A 17,245-nucleotide genomic window follows, 5' to 3' on the forward strand; every position below is an offset into this window, starting at 1 on the left:
GTGGTGCGGATGGTCGGACTCGAACCGACATGACCGAAGTCGCGGCATTTTGAGTGCCGTGCGTCTACCAGTTTCGCCACATCCGCACTGGGGCCGCCTCTATAGGCAGGGAAATCGCCCTCGCCAACCGCTATTCTTGCCGTCCAACGGTTCAGATAAAGACTTCTTCATTGCCCCGGCTCTTCGGGTCCGGCCCGAAGCGATTATCGCCCGCAGTCCCGTCGAGGAAATAGAAGACCAGTAAAGCGACAGCAGCAACCAGCGTCAAAATCAGACCGATCCCGGAAATAGCGCGCGACTGCGACAGCAGCCCGACGATGACAAGAATATAGGTCGCAATCGGCGCCAGCAGCCAGAAACCGCTTCGATTGGTATCGTGCAGTCGCCGCACCGAAACCGCGATATCCGGAATGATGATCGCAAGCATCAGGATAAGATACGCCACATAGAGCAAGATGGTACCTGCCCCGATGGCCGCCAGCCCAGGCTCGCCGCCGCGCTCCAGTCCCGCCAGCGCCATGGCGCCGCCCCCGACCACCATCAACAGGATCGTGAAAACGAAATTGATCAGAATCTTGAATAGCTGCCACATCCAGAATTCCATACGGCGCGACCGGCCCTGAAAATCGGCATAGCGCCGCAACGGCATCAGCATCCATTCCATCTGAACTACCCCCTTCAATTTGCACGCAGGCTGCACCGCATCGGCTGTTTTGACAAGATAATATGAGTCAGTTGACCGGCGCGCGCCGACGATAGCTGAGCGCTTCGGCGATATGCACGCGCCCGACCGCATCCGCGCCTGACAGATCGGCAATCGTGCGTGCCACCCGCAACACACGCATATAGCCGCGCGCCGACATGCGGGTTGCCTCCGCCGCTTGTGCAAGCAAGGCGCGTCCCGCTTCGTCAGGCGTTGCCACCGCCTCCAGCACGTCGCCATCTGCTTCGGCATTGGTACGCGCCTTGATATCCCTGAAGCGGTCGCGCTGAACCGCGCGTGCCGCCGCCACCCTTTCCGCGACTTCCGCCGATCCTTCGGCCGGAGGCGGCAGGACGAGGTCCGCGGCGCTCACCGGTTGCACCTCGACATGCAGGTCGATGCGGTCGAGCAGCGGCCCCGAAACCTTCGCCTGATAGTCCGCCGCGCATCTGGGCGCTCTCGCACAGGCCAGCGCAGGGTCGCCCAGATGCCCGCACCGGCACGGGTTCATCGCCGCAATCATCTGCACTCGCGCCGGAAAGGTCACATGCGCATTGGCGCGCGCGACGCTGACCGTGCCGGTTTCGAGCGGCTGACGCAGCGAATCGAGCACCGCGCGCTGAAATTCGGGCAGTTCGTCGAGGAACAGCACTCCCAGATGCGCGAGGCTGACCTCCCCCGGCTTCACCTTCAGTCCGCCGCCGGTCAGCGCCGCCATCGAAGCGGAGTGATGCGGGCTGCGAAACGGGCGCGTACGGGTGAGTTGCCCACCCTCCAGCGTGCCCGCGACCGAGGCGACCATCGACACTTCCAGCGCCTCCGCCGAATCGAGCGGCGGCAAAATGCCCGGAAGGCACGCCGCCATCAGCGACTTGCCCGCACCCGGCGGGCCGATCATCAGCAGATTGTGGCCGCCCGCAGCAGCAATCTCCAGCGCGCGTTTCGCGGTTTCCTGCCCCTTTACCTGTTTCAGGTCGGGACCGGATGTTTGCACCGCCACCTCGCCCGGTTTGGCGGCACTCAGCAGTTGCTGACCCTTCAAATGGTTGAGCAGCGCGATCAGGTCGGGCGCGGCAAGCACTTCCACCGATCCCGCCCATGCCGCTTCCGCCCCCTGTGCGGCCGGACAGATCAGCCCCTTATCCTCCTCGCCCGCATGGAGTGCCGCCAGCAGCACCCCCGGCGACGGCGCGATCCGCCCGTCCAGCCCCAGTTCGCCGACCACGACATAGCCCGCCAGCGTCTCTGCATCCGCCACACCCATCGCGGCGAGCAGGCCGAGTGCGATCGGCAGGTCGAAATGCGATCCTTCCTTGGGCAGGTCGGCGGGCGACAGGTTGACGGTGATCCGCTTGGGCGGCAGCGACAGGCCGATCGCCGCCAGTGCCGCGCGCACCCGCTCCCGGCTTTCGGCAACCGCCTTGTCGGGCAGACCGACGACAACGAATGCCGGAACACCCGGTGCGACCTGCACCTGCACCTCGACGCCGCGCGCCTCCAGCCCGAGATATGCCACTGTCGAGACGATTGCGACCATGGTGTATTTTCCCCCTGCCTCCTTCCATAGCGGCATTGCGCCCGGTTGGAACCGATTGTCGCATCCGTTTTTCTGCTGTCTTGCTAACCCAATACAGCACACCCACATTGCCGGTTGTGCCGAACAAGCCCGCCCCACCCCCGCCGCTATGGCGTTTCATCCTGATCCTCACCGGGCTGGTGCTGATGGTCGGAGCGCCCATTGTCGGTATTTTGCCGGGTCCGGGAGGGATCTTCGTATTTGCCGCCGGACTGGTGCTGGTGTTGCGCAACTCGCTCTGGGCACGGCGGCACTTTGCGCGCATCAAGCGCCGCTGGCCATGGTTCGGTGATCTCGCCGACCGGGCGCTGCGTCGCCGCAGTGCTGCGCGCAGGCGGCAGAAAAAGCGGGATTCTGCGCGTTGACTTGCACGCCATCCTCCATTAAGGGCATCGACCAGCAAGGCCGCCCCCTGTGGCGGCCCTTTTTAATTGTCGAAACTGTGGGAATGAACGATGAAGCGGACCTTTCAGCCGAGCAACCTGGTGCGTGCACGCCGCCACGGCTTTCGCGCGCGCATGGCGACGCCGGGCGGCCGCAATGTGATCCGCGCCCGTCGCGCGCGCGGTCGCAAGAAGCTGTCGGCCTGACACGCCTTACCCGGCGCGCGGACTATCTGGCGGCAAACCGCGGCGCGCGTGCGCCGATGCCCGGTTTCGTTCTGCTGGTCCGCCGCCGGGAAGACGGCGATCCCGGCATGCGGATCGGTATCACGGTTTCCAAGAAAGTCGGCAACGCCGTCACCCGCAACCGTATGAAGCGCCGTTTTCGCGCGCTTGCCAAAGAGATTCTGCCGGAACACGGCCATCATGGCGCCGATCATGTGCTGATCGGCCGACCGGGCGGGATCGAGCGGGCATTTTCCAGTTTAAGCGCCGAATTGATCAAGGCGCTGCGCAAGGTGCGGCGGTGATCGCGAAACTGCTGATCCTGCTGGCCCGCGCATGGCAATTGGGACCGTCGCTGATCTTGCCGCCCAGTTGCCGATATTCCCCTTCCTGTTCAGCCTATGCAATTGAGGCACTTCGCCGCTATGGCGCTGTGAAGGGAAGCTGGCTCGCCGCCAAAAGGCTGGCGCGCTGTCATCCATGGGGGGGGTCTGGTTACGACCCCGTGCCGGAACGTCACAAGGATTGTCCGGGGCATTGATCCTGGCGGGGTAGAACTGGTGAAAGAAGAACAAAAAAATTTCCTGATCTTCGCGGTGATTGCAGCCGTTGTGCTGTTCGCGTGGCAGCCCGTCGCCCGTCACTTCTTCCCGTCCAGCCCCAAGCCCGCCGCAACGCAGAGCGGCGCCACGCCCCAACCCACCCCGACGCCCAGCGCCGGACCGGCCGTCAACGCCGCCAAAAGCACCCGGAACCTCAATCAGGTTCTGGGCGGAAGCAAGGCGCAGCGCATCCCCATCGACACACCGACGCTGAAAGGGTCGATCGACCTGCAGGGTGCGCGGATCGACGATCTGGTGCTGAAGGATTACAAGCAGACGGTGGCGAAGAATTCGCCGCCCATCCGCCTGCTGTCGCCGGACGGAACGCCGAATGCCTATTTCGCCGGTTTCGGCTGGCATGCCGACGGTATCCCCGCTCCCGGCATGAACACGTTGTGGAAAGCAAGCGGTTCCATGCTGGCACCGGGCAAGCCGGTAACGCTGGAAGCAGATAATGGCCGCGGCCAGCGCTTCCGGATTCAGATTTCCGTGGACGACAAATATATGTTCACGGTGCGTCAGACGATTGCCAACACCGGCAACGGCCCGGTGCAGGTGACACCCTATGGCTTTGTCAGCCGCGACGGCGAATCGAAGGACAAGGATACCTGGACGATCCATACCGGCCCGATGTCGGTACATAATGGGTCGGCCGATTATGACGTGGATTTCAAGGATCTACGCAAAAAGGGTCCGTCCAAATTCACCACCACCGGCGGCTGGCTGGGCTTTACCGACAAATACTGGCTGACCGCGCTGGTGCCCGATCAGGCTGCGCCCGCAAATGGTGAGTTCCGCGCGGGCAACAATGACAGCTTCCAGGCCGATTTCACTACCAACCCGATGCTGGTGCAGCCGGGGCAGCAGAAAAGCTATACCTCGCGCTTTTTCGCCGGTTCGAAGGACGTGTCGCTGCTCCAGCATTATGAAAATGCCGGGCATGTAGAACTGTTCGACAAGGCGATCGACTGGGGCTGGTTCGAAATCGTCGAAAAGCCGATCTTCTATTATCTCGACTGGCTGTTCCGGATGATCGGCAATTTCGGGTTTTCGATCATCGCGCTGACCTTCACCATCCGCCTGCTGATGTTCCCCATCGCGCAGAAGCAATTCGCATCGATGGCGAAAATGCGTGCCGCCCAGCCCAAGATCAAGGCGCTGCAGGAACGGCACAAGGAAGATAAGGCGCGCCTGCAGCAGGAGATGATGGCCTTCTACAAGGAGGAACAGCTCAACCCGCTGGGCGGCTGTGCGCCGACGCTCCTTCAGATCCCGGTATTCTTCGCGCTCTACAAGGCGCTGGAACTGACCATTGAGATGCGGCATCAGCCGTTCATCCTGTGGATCAAGGACTTGTCGGCTCCCGACCCGCTGACGCCGGTGAACCTGTTCGGCCTGTTGCCGTTCACGCCGCCGCACTTCCTCGCCATCGGTGTGATCCCGATCCTGCTGGGCGTTACTATGTTCTTCCAGTTCCGCCTCAATCCGCAGGCGATGGACCCGACGCAGAAGCAGATTTTCGGGCTGATGCCATGGGTGATGATGTTCATCATGGCGCCGTTCGCGGTGGGCCTGCAGATTTACTGGATCACCTCCAACCTGCTGACCATTGCGCAACAGCAATATCTCTACAGCCGCCATCCCGCGCTCAGGACGCCGAAAAAGACGTGACCGGGCCGGAGGAAGATGCAGAGGCGATCGAGGCCGCGCGCAAGCTATTCGCCGGTCCGATCGCTTTTCTGAAATCGGCACCGCAGCTTAAATTCCTGCCCGACCCGGTGGTGCCGGAAGTGGCATTTGCGGGCCGGTCGAATGTCGGCAAGTCGTCGCTGCTCAATGCCCTGACGGGGCGCAACGCACTGGCGCGCACATCCAATACGCCGGGCCGCACGCAGGAACTGAACTTCTTCGATGTCGGCGACCCGCTGGCGTTCCGGCTGGTCGATATGCCCGGCTATGGTTTTGCCAAGGCGCCCAAGGATGTCGTCAGGAAATGGCGCTTTCTGGTGAACGACTTTCTGCGCGGCCGCGCGGTGCTGAAACGCGCGCTGGTGCTGATCGATTCCCGCCACGGCATCAAGCCGGTCGATACTGAAATCCTCGACATGCTGGACGGTGCCGCCGTCAGCTATCACATCGTGCTGACCAAGGCCGACAAGGTGAAGGCGACCGAGCTGGACGCCGTACTGGAACGCACCCGTGCCAACGCCCGCAAACGTCCCGCCGCACACCCGGACATCCTCGCCACCTCATCCGAAAAGGGCATGGGCATCCCCGAACTGCGCGCCGCCATCCTGGGGGCGGTGACGGACTGATTGCCGTTACGCGCTACACACCCAGCCATTCGAGACCGCCGGGAAGCGCCTCCGCGGCATAATCAACCTGTAAGACCCGTCGATGCCCGCATATGTCCGACGCACGGGAAGCGTGCACGATCGGGGTAGCGTAGATCCAGACATCGCCCGCGTGAGCGAGGCAGGCAAACTCTCCATATTCGCGAACGACTGCATCCATAGCCGTAACCGGGATCAGCCCGGCCCGTTGCGATCCCGGCGCGATCAGCAACGGCGCGTTATCCTCTCCCACATCATCGAAATGGATACGCAGTGTCACCATGCGTTTCAGCACAGAGAAAGGCGGCGCAACGTGAAGCATTCCCTGCTTCACCGTCCACGGCCCGAACCCGGAAATCTCAATCCGCTCTTTAACGCAAATCGTCCGGTCCTGATGCCATGCCAGTGACCAGTTGAGGCCCGGTGCCTTGTCGAACCAGATAGCCCGGACAGCACAGGCATCCGGTCCAACTACGCTCGCCGCCAGCGAACCGATAGAGCCACCCGCATTCAGATAGGGGCGAAGCGGTTCGATAGCGTGCACCCGTACCCCCGGCCTGTCGCTTATAACCGGTGCTACCGCCGACAGGATATCTTCCAGTTCGTGTTTTACGGCACCGGGAAAACGCTGTGCACCATGCTCAGAAAAGTTCAGTGCTTTCGGGCCAGCAGTCTCAGCATCAAAAGTTTGCATTTTCTCCGTTCAGCCATGTCGCCACATCAAAAAAAGAGCGGCAGCGCCTTCGCGCCACCGCCCCTTTCATTCCGGTACCGGCAAGTGCTCTCAGGCGGCGCCGCCGGCTTCCTTTTCTTTCTTGGTATAGACGCGGACGGGTTCCTTGCGGCCCTCGACCACATCCTTGTCGATCATCACCTCGTCCACGCCGTCCATGCTGGGCAGGTCGAACATGGTATCGAGCAGGATACCTTCCAGAATCGAACGCAGGCCACGCGCACCGGTCTTGCGCTCGATCGCCCTTTTCGAAACCGCGACCAGAGCATCCTCGTTGAAGCCGAGTTCCACGCCCTCCATGTCGAACAGCTTCTGATACTGTTTGACGAGCGCGTTTTTGGGTTCGGTCAGGATCTTGACCAGCGCGTCGGTGTCGAGGTCTTCCAGCGTCGCGATGACGGGCAGACGACCGACAAATTCGGGAATCAGACCGAATTTGAGCAGATCCTCCGGTTCCACCTGACGCAGCGTTTCGCCGGTTCTGCGTTCTTCGGGTGCGGCGACATAGGCACCGAAACCGATCGATTTGCGCTGCAAACGGTCGCCGATGATCTTTTCCAGTCCGGCAAACGCACCGCCGCAGATGAACAGGATGTTGGTCGTATCGACCTGCAGGAATTCCTGCTGCGGATGCTTGCGGCCTCCCTGGGGCGGAACGCTGGCAACCGTGCCTTCCATCATCTTCAGCAGCGCCTGCTGCACGCCCTCACCCGATACGTCGCGGGTAATCGAGGGGTTTTCGGCCTTGCGCGTGATCTTGTCGATTTCGTCGATATAGACGATGCCGCGCTGGGCACGTTCGACATTGTAATCCGACGCCTGAAGCAGCTTCAGGATGATGTTCTCGACATCCTCACCGACATAGCCCGCCTCGGTCAGCGTCGTCGCATCCGCCATGGTGAACGGCACGTCGAGGATGCGCGCCAGCGTCTGCGCCAGCAGGGTCTTGCCGCAACCGGTCGGACCGACAAGCAGGATGTTCGATTTGGCAAGCTCGACATCCGCGCCCTTTGCGCCATGGTTGAGCCGCTTGTAATGATTATGCACTGCGACAGAGAGCACGCGCTTGGCCTGCCCCTGACCGATGACATAATCGTCGAGCACGTCGCAGATTTCCTGCGGCGTGGGTACGCCACCATCCTTCTTTGCGACCAGCGAGGACTTGGTTTCCTCGCGAATGATGTCGTTGCACAGCTCGACACATTCGTCGCAGATGAACACGGTGGGTCCGGCGATCAGCTTTCGCACCTCATGCTGGCTCTTGCCGCAGAAGGAGCAATATAGCGTACTTTTCGAGTCGCCACCGCTCAATTTCGTCATAAAATCAATACCTTTTCAGTCCGACCCGAAAGGGGCCGCCGGATCTTCCGGCCAGCGATCGGCAGGGCCGGACCCCATACTCTACCGTACTATGTGCCACGCCAACAGCTAATATGTCTATTCCATGAAATCGAAACAAGCCGTTGATATTCTACTGCGGCAAATGCGTAGCGGCCGATTTTGGAACCGATCGCGCCGCTACACCTCAATCCGCGCCGGTCAGTCCGCCGCCTTCTTTTCTTCCGAAGGCGCGCTCGGGCGTTTGTCATAGACTTCATCGACCAGACCGAATGCCTTTGCTTCTTCGGCTTCGAGGAAGGTGTCGCGATCCATCGCCGTTTCGATCTTTTCCAGCGACTGGCCGGTATATTTGACATACAGATCATTCATCCGGCGCTTGATGCGCAGGATTTCCTTGGCCTGAATCTCGATATCGGACGCCATGCCCTGCGCGCCGCCCGACGGCTGGTGGACCATGATCCGCGCGTTGGTCAGCGCCACGCGCATCCCGGCCTCACCGCTGGCGAGCAGGAAGCTGCCCATCGACGCCGCCTGACCGATGCATACCGTGCCGACGCGCGGACGGATATATTGCATGGTATCATGGATCGCCATGCCGGCCGTCACCACGCCCCCCGGCGAGTTGATGTACATCCAGATGTCCTTGGTCGGATTTTCCGATTCGAGGAACAGCAGCTGCGCGGTGATGAGCGAGGCCATATTGTCCTCCACCGGCCCGGTGACGAACACGATACGCTCCCGCAACAGGCGCGAAAAAATGTCGAAGCTGCGCTCACCCCGGCTCGACTGTTCGATAACGATGGGAACAAGGGCGCTCATGGGGTCGTAATGGTCGTTCATAAAATCCCGCTCTTTGGCAATGATGCCCATACATCGGCGCTGCCGTGCACGAGCGCAAGGGCCTGTTTCCCTCCACCCGTATCGTTACCGGGCGTTAGGCATTCTCACGCTAGTAAAAGCGCCATGACGGACCGCCCCGCACAGATTGCCCGTCCCGGACGATCGGAAACGCGCTTCCTGCTCCTGCTGATCGCGGGCGGCATCCTGCTGCGCCTGATATGGCTCATTCGTGTGCAGGGCGGTATGGATGTGTTCCCACGCGCTTCCGAGGCGACCGATGCGGCGCTGTCGATCGCGCGCACGGGCACGCTGGGCAATATCTTCTTTGCGGGTCAGGGGCCGAGCGCTCATCTGATGCCGGTATCCCCGATGATCGCGGGCGGCATCATGCGCCTGTTCGGCCCCGGCTCCACTGCCGCCGATCTGACGCTGCTGAGCTGGAGCCTGATACAGGTCATGGGGGCCTATCTGCTGTACCGCCTGCTGTTCGCGCGCATGGGCAGCGATGCCGCGACCCTGCGCTGGGGCAGCGCGCTGCTGTTTCTTCTTATCCCCTTCGTCCCGCAGGAAGTCATTGATTTCCGCTATTGGGAGGGTGCGCTCGCGGCAGTGCTGGCGGCGGCGAACCTGATCCTCATCCTCGACATGGACCGTACAGCCACCCTGAACCGTCCCCGCCTGATCATGGCTGCGCTGCTTTCAGCCGCCACCTTCATGGTGTCGCCCGCCGTGGCACTGGCGGTCGACTGCTGCTGGGGCATGGTGGCGTTGCGCCGCCTCCCCTTTCGTCGCGCCATGCTGTTCGCCGCCGCTTCGGCAATCGCGCTGGCAGTCATGGTCGCGCCCTGGGCCATCCGCAATCAGCGGGAACTGGGCAACCCCATCCTGACGCGCAGCAATTTCGGGCTGGAACTGGCGATCGCCAATTATCCCGGCGCCCTGAATCAGGATACGCCGGCGCGCAGCTTTTCCGACCGCATCGACGCCATCCACCCGGCCGCCAATGCGCAGGCAAGGGCACTGGTGAGGCTCCCCGCCGGAGAAAGCGGCTATTCACACATGCTCGCGCAGCGCACGATCGGCTGGATCGAACAGCATCCGGGCGATTTTGCGCGGCTATGGATGCGTCATCTCGGCCAGTATTTCTTCCCGCGGCCCTGGCAATTCTATTTTTCCGAATGGGAAGGGATGCGCACCGCCCGCTCGCTTACCGTCACGACAGTCTCCTTTCTGGGGCTGCTCGGCATGGGCCTCGGCCTCATCCGCAGGCGTCGCGGTTATGGCATCCTGCTGCTCTATCTGGTCGTGATCGCCTTTCCCTATGCCGCATTCCAGCCCGTACCGCGCTACAGCTTCCTGATCTGGGGGCTGCTCGCCTTTCCGGCGGCGGAGGCCGTGCTGGCCGCGATCGGCGCTGTACGAAGACGGCTTACGCTACACAATCAAACATCGGAGGACCCGCTCTACGGCAACGGCGCAGGATGCGTGAGATAGGCCAGCCGACGTATTTCTCGCCGACCCCGCACCACCGTATCGAGGATCAGCCCGGCAAAACCCGACAGACACGCCAGAATCATCAGGCCGGTGGACAACACTGCCGTCGGAAAGCGCGGCACCAGCCCAGTCTGCATGAAGGTCAGGATCAGCGGAATTGCCAGCAGGATCGAGATCAGCGCCAATAACGCCCCAATCAGGCCGAAGAACCAGAGCGGCCGCTCCACCCGGTACAGCATCGCAATGGTACGCATGATGCGCAGCCCGTCGCCAATGGTATTCAGCTTCGACTGCGACCCTTCCGGCCGGGCGAAATAGCGGGTTGCCACCTCGCCCACCGGCATTTTGAGTTCAAGCGCATGGACCGAAATTTCGGTCTCGATCTCGAAGCCTTCCGACAATACCGGAAAGCTCTTCACGAACCGTCGCGAAAACACGCGATAGCCGGAAAAGATATCGGTGAAACTGCGCCCGAACAGCCCCGACAATAGCCCGGTCATCGCCCGGTTGCCCATGACATGCCCCAGCCGATAGGCCGCACTTTCATCGGTGATGCGTGCACCGACGACCATGTCGAGTTGCTCGTTCAACAGACGCGCGACCATTTCGGGTGCAGCCGCGGCGTCATAGGTCGCATCGCCATCCGCCATGACATAGACATCGGCATCGACGTCCGCGAACATGCGGCGCACGACGTTGCCCTTGCCCTGCATCTTCTCGGTGCGCACCACGGCTCCGGCGGCACGCGCCACGTCGCGGGTCCGGTCGCGCGAATTATTGTCGTAGACATAGATGACCGCCTCGGGCAGCGCGACGCGAAACCCGGCAACCGTCCGCTCGATCGCGGTTTCCTCGTTGTAACAGGGCAGCAGGACGGCAATCCGCGCACCACCGGCCATCATGCAACCCCTTCCCGCCTAGATATGCGAAGCCCTGCGCACTCCCTAGGGAATGGCAGGGCCTTCGACAAGAACATGCGATTGACTTCCGCTCAGCCTTCCTTGGCGGCGGCGGCCTTCTTGGCCGGTGCCTTCTTCGCCGCAGGCTTCTTGGCCGGAGCCTTTTTCGCAGCGGGCTTTTCTTCCACGTCCGCGTCAGCCTTCTTGGCGGGCGCTTTCTTGGCTGCGGGCTTCTTCGCAGGGGCCGGTTTGGCTTCCGGCTTGTCCGCATCGGCGGCTGCGGCTTTGGCCGTCGTCGCCTTCTTGGCCGGGGCCTTTTTCGCAGGAGCCTTCTTCGCGGCAGGCTTGGCGTCGGCTGCCTCGGCCTTGTCGTCGTCCTTCGCTGCATCCGCCTTCTTGGCAGCAGGCTTCTTCGCGGCTGCCTTCTTGGCGGGAGCCTTTTTCTTCGGCTTGTCGTGGTCGTGGCTGTGCGTGCCGGTCGAGAAGCCCTCGTCCGATTCGATCGCCGCTTCCAGTTCCTCGCGGGTCACTTCGCGTTCGCTGATTTCCGCCTTTTCGAACAGGAAATCGACGACCTTGTCCTCATAGAGCGGGGCGCGAAGCTGGGCTGCCGCCATCGGTTCCTGCTGGACATACTGGATGAACCGCTCGCGATCCTCGGGGCCGTACTGCTGGGCTGCCTGCATGATCAGGCGGCTCATTTCCTGCTGGGTCACTTCGACGCCGTTTGCCTGACCGATTTCGGACAGCAACAGGCCCAGACGCACGCGGCGCTCTGCGATCGCGCGGTAATCGTCGCGTTCGTCTTCCAGTTCCTTCTTCGCCGCCTCGACATCGTCTTCATGCTCGGCTTCGTGCTGAAGCTGATGCCAGATCTGGTCGAACTCGGCCTCGACCATCGTCGGCGGAACCGGGAAATCATGACCGGCGGCAAGCTGATCGAGCAGCTTGCGCTTCATATAGGTGCGGGTCAGGCCGTTCAGTTCCTGCTCCACCTGCCCCTTCAACAGGCCTTTCAGCTGTTCCAGGCTTTCCAGACCCAGCGACTTGGCGAATTCCTCATCCACCTTGGTCTCTTCGGGAACCTTGATCGCCTTGATGGTCAGCGCGAACTGGGCAGGCTTACCAGCCAGTTCGGCAACGCCGTAATCTTCGGGGAAGGTTACTTCGATGGTCTTTTCATCACCGGCCTTCACACCGACAAGCTGATCCTCGAAACCGGGGATCAGACGACCCGAACCGATCTCGACCGACATATCCTCGCCGGTGCCACCCTCGAACGCTGTGCCGTCGACGGACCCTGCAAAGTCCATGACGACCAGATCGCCTTCCTTCGCCTTGCGGGTCTTGGGCGCATCCTTGTGGCGCTTCTGCTGCTGCGCGAGCTGTTCGAGCTGCGCATCGACCGCTTCGTCCTCGGCCGGTACGGTCAGGCGCTCCAGCTTCAGTCCCTCGATCGACGGCGTCGGCACGTCGGGCAGCACTTCCAGCTCGACCTTCACCTCGGCATCGCCGCCGACTTCATAGCCATCTTCCAGATTGACCGAAGGCTGCATCGCGGGACGCAGGCTGTTGTCGGCAATGATCGACTGCACCCCGTCCTGAATGGAGCTGTTCAGCGCATCCTGCGCCAGGGCTTCACCATGCATCTTGCGAATCAGGTTCGCCGGAACCTTGCCGGGGCGAAAGCCGGGCATCCGCACCTGCGGCGCCACCCGCTTCACTTCCGCTTCGACGCGCGCGTCGATATCCTTGGCAGTGATAGTCAGGGTGTAGGCGCGCTTCAGGCCTTCGTTCAACGTCTCGACAGTCTGCATTCCCACGCTTTCAAATAATTGATTGCTGAATTTCTTCGCGGCGTCCGGCGCCCCTTGCATCGGGCGGAAACTGGTGCGGGCGAAGGGACTCGAACCCCCACATCTTTCGATACTGGAACCTAAATCCAGCGCGTCTACCAGTTCCGCCACGCCCGCTAGCGGACACCGCCGGTCGGCGGGGTCTATAGCAGGCGCATTGCACGGGGCAAGGGCATGAAGCAACTCATTGCCGCATAAGGGCGTTTCAATGACAGTAATTAAAGGAAATTGGAATGCCGAATCCGTCGCCATCGCCCGAACCGTTCCCTTTGCCGGACGGCAATCCCCCCGAAGCGCCGCCCGCGCCCGATCCGCAACCCACACCGCGCCCGCCCGAAACGCCGGGCGAACCGCAACCGGGTCAGCCCGCCGCACCACCGCCGGAGATCAATCCTCCGGGACCGGATGTGGACGTGCCCGATCCCGGCACTATTCCGGCACCCGCACCAGCCCCAGGACAGCCGATCGACTAGCGCCTATGGCCCGGCGCGATTTTCGCCGATAAGGTTCAGGCATGATCGCATCGCGCCATTCCGTAAAACTTCGTCCGCTAGCGACCGTCGCGGCCGTCGCGATGCTGGCTTCCTGTTCCGGAGGCGGCGGCCAATGGCACGCCACCAATGTGTCGGGCAGCGTTCCCGATCTTTCGCTTTCCCTGACGCGGGCGGGCGATGGCAAGGCGGTCGACGCCGGCGATTATCGCGGCAAGGTGGTGGCGCTTTATTTTGGCTACACCTACTGCCCCGACGTGTGCCCGATGACGCTGTCGAACATGGCGCAGGCGGTGCGCACACTCGGCCCGGCGGCAAAGGATGTGCGCGTGCTGTTCGTCACCGTCGATCCGAACCGCGACACGCCTGCGGTGCTCAGCCAGTATGTGAAGGCGTTCGGCCCGGACTTCGAAGGGCTGTACGGCACTGCGGACCAGCTTGCGCGCGTCGCCAAACGCTATCGCGTCGCCTATTCGGTCACGCCCTCGCCCGACCCGGCGAAGTATGAAGTGACGCACAGTTCCGCGCTCTACGTCTTCGACAAACAGGGCAATGCCCGCCTGCTCGTCAGTTCGCTGTCAAGCGACAAACCCGATATCAAGGGCACCACCGCCGACCTGAAACGCCTGGTCGGGGAGAAGGATTGAGGCCCCGATCATCATTGCGATCCCGGTCCTGCGCCGGGAAAAGCAATCCAACACCTCGATGGCACGTAAGCTATGGATTGCCGCACGCCTACGGCGCTCGCAATAACGACTTCAGCCCCGCCGCAACGCGTATTGCTATTCCATCACCGCCCCGTCCAGCTTGCACTGGAAATGCCGCTGCCGTCGCTTTTGGGCGCGGTGCGTTCCTGTTCGCGGCGCATATTGTTGAGGACGAGCAACAGCCCGATCAGGCTCATCATTGCGGGCGGAATCCACACGAACAGCCCGCCCAGCCGCTGATCCGACAGCGCATCCATACCGGGATACAGCCGTCCGCACCACGCGTAGAAGGTATAGATATCCTTGTCCGCAAAGGCGATCACCGCACCCATCGCGATCTGCGGCAGGATGACGCCCACCGTCATTCCTGCGCGCATGGCGAAGCTGTTGCCCGCCCGTTCCGGCCCGCGCGGGTCCAGCACCACGGCCCAGAACAGCACGCCGTCCACCACCATCGACCAGTTCATCACGCTGTAGAGCGCCGGGTCGATCATCGCGACGAAATGGACCGGCGGCCACAGCCATAGCGCGATCAGCCCGACGAACAGCGACACCGCGATCTCCGGCTGCCGTACCCAGCCAAGCACGCGCTCAACCCAGGCATGGCGCGTAATCCGCCGCACCGGTTCGGGCATCCCGGCGACGATCGTCTCCCACGGCCAGGCAATCGCAATCAGGAACGGCCCCAGATGATGCATCACCAGATGCTGAATGCGGTTGAGAAAGAACATGTGCTGCGCGGCATATTCGAAATGCGTCTGCAACACCGCCCAGATGACACCCATCCCGGCCAGAAAAAAGCCGATGCGCCACCAAGCAAGCGGCACGCTGCGCAGTCCGCGAAAAAACCACCACAGCGTGAAGGCAAAGGACAGAAACCACGCAGGCGAGAAATCCCACGGTGCCCAGACCGGCATCCATGACGCCCGGAAATGGCTGACCAGCCATAACAACACCGTCACCGCGAGCAGCAAGCCGATGCCCCGCCGGTCATCAACGGGCGAAACCGCCGGCATGGTGTTGCGCCGTGCGGTCATGGCGCCTCATCCGTCTGTGCGGCAGTGCGCGACTGGTTTTTCAATCCCGCGCTTTCCCGCTTCAAGGGGCGGGAAACCGGGCATACTTCCTGAAGATAGCCGTTCAGCGCGTTGGCAAGATTGGCCTCGACAAGCCGATAGTGGACGAACTGGCCTCGCTTCTCACTCTCGACCAGACCGGCATTCTGCAACACCGAAAGATGCTGGGAAACCGCCGGTTTGGAGATGTCGAACCGACCGGCAATTTCCCCCGCCGTCAGTTCCGCATGGCTAAGATAGGCCAGAATCTTCCGCCGCACCGTGGACGACAGGGCTTCGAAAACGCGCTGCATGCCCTGTATTTAAGAAATTTCTTCATTGCCTGTCACGCGAAATATATTTAAGTCTTTCGTTAAATAATGAATGGAGTGCAGGAATGACGATTCAGATTGTCGGCAGTGTGCGTGCCTCTTCGAAAGCCAGCGCGGTCAAGGGCAGGGTTCGCTGGGATCCGGTCCATTCCCTGTGGAACGGCATCATGGCGGCGATCACGCTAATCTCCGCCCCCTTCACTTTTTCGGAAGCCACCATTTTCGTTTTCCTGATCGCCACCGGCACTGTCCTGCTGCTCGGCCATTCGGTGGGATTTCATCGCAGGCTCATCCATGAGAGCTTTAGCTGCCCCTTGTGGCTGGAACGCATTCTCGTGTGGTTCGGCACGCTGGTAGGCATGAGCGGCCCGTTCTGGATGATCCGCACCCATGATCTTCGCGACTGGGCGCAGCGGCAACCGGGCTGCCATCCCTATCTTTCCCACGCCAGCCCGATGCTGAAGGATTACTGGTGGCAGGTGCATTGCCGCCTGAAACTCGACAATCCACCAGCGTTCGAGCTTGGCCGCGCCGGTCGTGACCGATTCTATCGTTTCCTCGAACATAGCTGGATGGTGCAGCAGCTACCGGTCATGGCACTGCTGTTCTGGCTGGGCGGATGGAGCTTCGTCGTCTGGGGCGGCTGCGCGCGCATCTTCATCTGCGTCCACGGCCATTGGCTGGTCGGCCATCTGGCCCATCGTCGCGGCCCGCAGCACTGGCTGGTCGATGGCGCAGGCGTTCAGGCACATGACGTACCATGGGCAGGACTGATTACGATGGGCGAAGCGTGGCATAACAACCACCATGCCTTCCCCGAATCAGCCAGACTGGGATTATATCCCGGTCAAAGCGATCCGGGCTTTGTGTTCCTGAAGGCGCTCGAACGCGTCGGGCTGGCATGGGACATCAAAACGCCAGAGACGTTAGCGACCCGAAAGTTGCTTCATCGTGTCGAAAACAAACTCGACCGGCTTATTCAGAATCAGATGGCTTCACCCGGCGGGCGCTGATGATGGTGACGGGGTCGGCGGGCATTTCGCCCTTGAACGCGCCCCGGTCGGTCTTGTCGGGGGCGATGGTACTATCGAGAATCCTGATCAGGACATCGCGGCCCGACACGATATGGCCGAACGCGGCATAGCCCAGATTGTCGCCGGGCTTGTCCGGGTGCGCGTCGAAACTGGCGCGCTGATCGCCGACGACGATGGTGAATTCGCCGCGCGCGCTGCCGGGTTTCAGCCGCGCGATCGACAGCGTGCCGTCGGTGTGATGCAACCCGGTTTCAGTCGTCGGCTCATGCTTGATCGGGGGAAAATCCAGCTTCGGGTTGCCCTGCATTCCGAACTGGACGAAGCCATATTCCTTGTCGACCTTCACTACGCGATAGAATTTGCGGCCGTCAAAGCGCTTCGTATCGACATAATGGAGGAAATTCTTCGCGGTAATTGGCGCATCCTTCACATCGGCGGCGACCACCATCGGCCCGGCGGTGGTATCGATGCGCACCCACACCTCGCCCGGTTTGGGGGTCGGCGTCGCGTCTGGCGTTGGGCTCGGCGACGGCGTGGGCGTCGGCACAGCCTGCGGCGCAGCCGTTTGTGCCAGCGCCGAAACAGCGCCGCCCAGAACCAGCAACAGCGCCACCAGAATCTTCGCCACGAACCGCATTACC

20 protein-coding genes and 2 tRNA genes are annotated in these 17,245 nt (G+C 61.9%); 10 read left to right on the forward strand and 12 right to left on the reverse strand.

Going from position 1 to position 17,245, the window contains the following annotated elements:
• Position 1: 1 nt before the first annotated feature.
• The 3 genes from FHR23_RS00595 to FHR23_RS00605 all read right to left on the reverse strand — a co-directional run bounded on the left by FHR23_RS00595 (position 2) and on the right by FHR23_RS00605 (position 2,240).
• Positions 2-86: transfer RNA gene (locus FHR23_RS00595), tRNA-Leu, on the reverse strand.
• Between the two features lie 65 nt (positions 87-151).
• Positions 152-664: a DUF805 domain-containing protein gene (locus FHR23_RS00600; RefSeq protein WP_184001012.1), complete on the reverse strand. Its 513-nt coding sequence runs from the start codon at positions 662-664 to the stop codon at positions 152-154.
• 67 nt (positions 665-731) lie between these two features.
• Positions 732-2,240: a YifB family Mg chelatase-like AAA ATPase gene (locus FHR23_RS00605; protein ID WP_184001013.1), complete on the reverse strand. Its 1,509-nt coding sequence runs from the start codon at positions 2,238-2,240 to the stop codon at positions 732-734.
• A gap of 116 nt (positions 2,241-2,356) precedes the next feature.
• Between FHR23_RS00605 and FHR23_RS00610 the strand changes: the two genes are divergently transcribed.
• From FHR23_RS00610 to yihA, 6 genes are all read left to right on the forward strand, one after another.
• Positions 2,357-2,644, forward strand: a complete 288-nt coding sequence (locus tag FHR23_RS00610) for a hypothetical protein (protein ID WP_343043036.1) — start codon at positions 2,357-2,359, stop codon at positions 2,642-2,644.
• Between the two features lie 90 nt (positions 2,645-2,734).
• Positions 2,735-2,869 carry a 50S ribosomal protein L34 gene (rpmH, locus tag FHR23_RS00615; RefSeq protein WP_010545931.1) on the forward strand — a complete coding sequence of 45 codons (135 nt, stop codon included), beginning with the start codon at positions 2,735-2,737 and terminating at the stop codon, positions 2,867-2,869.
• Entirely contained in the window at positions 2,866-3,192 is a 327-nt protein-coding gene (gene rnpA / locus FHR23_RS00620) for a ribonuclease P protein component (protein ID WP_184002093.1), read from the forward strand. Before rpmH ends, rnpA begins: the two co-directional genes overlap by 4 nt.
• Entirely contained in the window at positions 3,189-3,428 is a 240-nt protein-coding gene (gene yidD / locus FHR23_RS00625) for a membrane protein insertion efficiency factor YidD (RefSeq protein ID WP_184001014.1), read from the forward strand. Before rnpA ends, yidD begins: the two co-directional genes overlap by 4 nt.
• Before the next feature lie 19 nt (positions 3,429-3,447).
• Positions 3,448-5,160 carry a membrane protein insertase YidC gene (gene yidC / locus FHR23_RS00630; protein WP_184001015.1) on the forward strand — a complete coding sequence of 571 codons (1,713 nt, stop codon included), beginning with the start codon at positions 3,448-3,450 and terminating at the stop codon, positions 5,158-5,160.
• Positions 5,157-5,804, forward strand: a complete 648-nt coding sequence (gene yihA, locus FHR23_RS00635) for a ribosome biogenesis GTP-binding protein YihA/YsxC (RefSeq protein WP_184001016.1) — start codon at positions 5,157-5,159, stop codon at positions 5,802-5,804. The genes yidC and yihA overlap by 4 nt, the downstream gene beginning before the upstream one ends.
• Before the next feature lie 13 nt (positions 5,805-5,817).
• Here yihA and FHR23_RS00640 read toward each other — a convergent pair whose 3' ends face one another.
• The 3 genes from FHR23_RS00640 to FHR23_RS00650 all read right to left on the reverse strand — a co-directional run bounded on the left by FHR23_RS00640 (position 5,818) and on the right by FHR23_RS00650 (position 8,736).
• The gene (locus FHR23_RS00640) at positions 5,818-6,516 is read right to left on the reverse strand and encodes a phytanoyl-CoA dioxygenase family protein (RefSeq protein ID WP_184001017.1); all 699 of its coding nucleotides are present in this window, start codon (positions 6,514-6,516) and stop codon (positions 5,818-5,820) included.
• Between the two features lie 90 nt (positions 6,517-6,606).
• Positions 6,607-7,875, reverse strand: a complete 1,269-nt coding sequence (clpX, locus tag FHR23_RS00645) for an ATP-dependent Clp protease ATP-binding subunit ClpX (protein WP_184001018.1) — start codon at positions 7,873-7,875, stop codon at positions 6,607-6,609.
• Positions 7,876-8,094: 219 nt separating this feature from the next.
• Entirely contained in the window at positions 8,095-8,736 is a 642-nt protein-coding gene (locus tag FHR23_RS00650; RefSeq protein WP_184001019.1) for an ATP-dependent Clp protease proteolytic subunit, read from the reverse strand.
• 123 nt (positions 8,737-8,859) lie between these two features.
• Here FHR23_RS00650 and FHR23_RS00655 point away from each other — a divergent pair, with 123 nt between their 5' ends.
• The gene (locus tag FHR23_RS00655) at positions 8,860-10,230 is read left to right on the forward strand and encodes a hypothetical protein (RefSeq protein ID WP_184001020.1); all 1,371 of its coding nucleotides are present in this window, start codon (positions 8,860-8,862) and stop codon (positions 10,228-10,230) included.
• On the opposite strand, the gene FHR23_RS00660 is transcribed toward FHR23_RS00655, so the two are convergent.
• From FHR23_RS00660 to FHR23_RS00670, 3 genes are all read right to left on the reverse strand, one after another.
• On the reverse strand, positions 10,200-11,132 hold the full coding sequence (locus FHR23_RS00660) for a glycosyltransferase family 2 protein (RefSeq protein WP_184001021.1): 933 nt from the start codon (positions 11,130-11,132) through the stop codon (positions 10,200-10,202). The two genes, FHR23_RS00655 and FHR23_RS00660, sit on opposite strands and share 31 nt — an antisense overlap.
• Before the next feature lie 89 nt (positions 11,133-11,221).
• A complete protein-coding gene (tig, locus tag FHR23_RS00665; RefSeq protein WP_184001022.1) occupies positions 11,222-12,946 on the reverse strand; it encodes a trigger factor in 1,725 nt (574 codons plus the stop codon).
• Between the two features lie 71 nt (positions 12,947-13,017).
• A tRNA-Leu gene (locus FHR23_RS00670) sits at positions 13,018-13,102 on the reverse strand.
• A gap of 116 nt (positions 13,103-13,218) precedes the next feature.
• Here FHR23_RS00670 and FHR23_RS00675 point away from each other — a divergent pair.
• Both FHR23_RS00675 and FHR23_RS00680 read left to right on the forward strand, forming a co-directional pair.
• Positions 13,219-13,458 carry a hypothetical protein gene (locus FHR23_RS00675; RefSeq protein WP_184001023.1) on the forward strand — a complete coding sequence of 80 codons (240 nt, stop codon included), beginning with the start codon at positions 13,219-13,221 and terminating at the stop codon, positions 13,456-13,458.
• A 41-nt stretch (positions 13,459-13,499) separates the two neighbouring features.
• Positions 13,500-14,123, forward strand: a complete 624-nt coding sequence (locus FHR23_RS00680; RefSeq protein WP_184001024.1) for an SCO family protein — start codon at positions 13,500-13,502, stop codon at positions 14,121-14,123.
• Between the two features lie 143 nt (positions 14,124-14,266).
• Here the strand turns inward: FHR23_RS00680 and FHR23_RS00685 are convergent, their stop codons facing one another.
• Together FHR23_RS00685 and FHR23_RS00690 are read right to left on the reverse strand one after the other, a co-directional pair.
• Positions 14,267-15,220, reverse strand: a complete 954-nt coding sequence (locus FHR23_RS00685; protein ID WP_184001025.1) for a cytochrome c oxidase assembly protein — start codon at positions 15,218-15,220, stop codon at positions 14,267-14,269.
• The gene (locus FHR23_RS00690; protein ID WP_184001026.1) at positions 15,217-15,552 is read right to left on the reverse strand and encodes a metalloregulator ArsR/SmtB family transcription factor; all 336 of its coding nucleotides are present in this window, start codon (positions 15,550-15,552) and stop codon (positions 15,217-15,219) included. The genes FHR23_RS00685 and FHR23_RS00690 overlap by 4 nt, the downstream gene beginning before the upstream one ends.
• 83 nt (positions 15,553-15,635) lie before the next feature.
• On the opposite strand from FHR23_RS00690, the gene FHR23_RS00695 reads away from it, so the two are divergent.
• Positions 15,636-16,583 carry an acyl-CoA desaturase gene (locus FHR23_RS00695; protein ID WP_184001027.1) on the forward strand — a complete coding sequence of 316 codons (948 nt, stop codon included), beginning with the start codon at positions 15,636-15,638 and terminating at the stop codon, positions 16,581-16,583.
• Here the strand turns inward: FHR23_RS00695 and FHR23_RS00700 are convergent.
• Positions 16,546-17,232, reverse strand: a complete 687-nt coding sequence (locus FHR23_RS00700) for a peptidylprolyl isomerase (RefSeq protein WP_343042917.1) — start codon at positions 17,230-17,232, stop codon at positions 16,546-16,548. The genes FHR23_RS00695 and FHR23_RS00700 overlap by 38 nt on opposite strands.
• Positions 17,233-17,245 lie beyond the last annotated feature (13 nt).

The organism is Stakelama sediminis (genome assembly GCF_014199335.1).
Lineage (GTDB): Bacteria > Pseudomonadota > Alphaproteobacteria > Sphingomonadales > Sphingomonadaceae > Sphingomonas > Sphingomonas sediminis.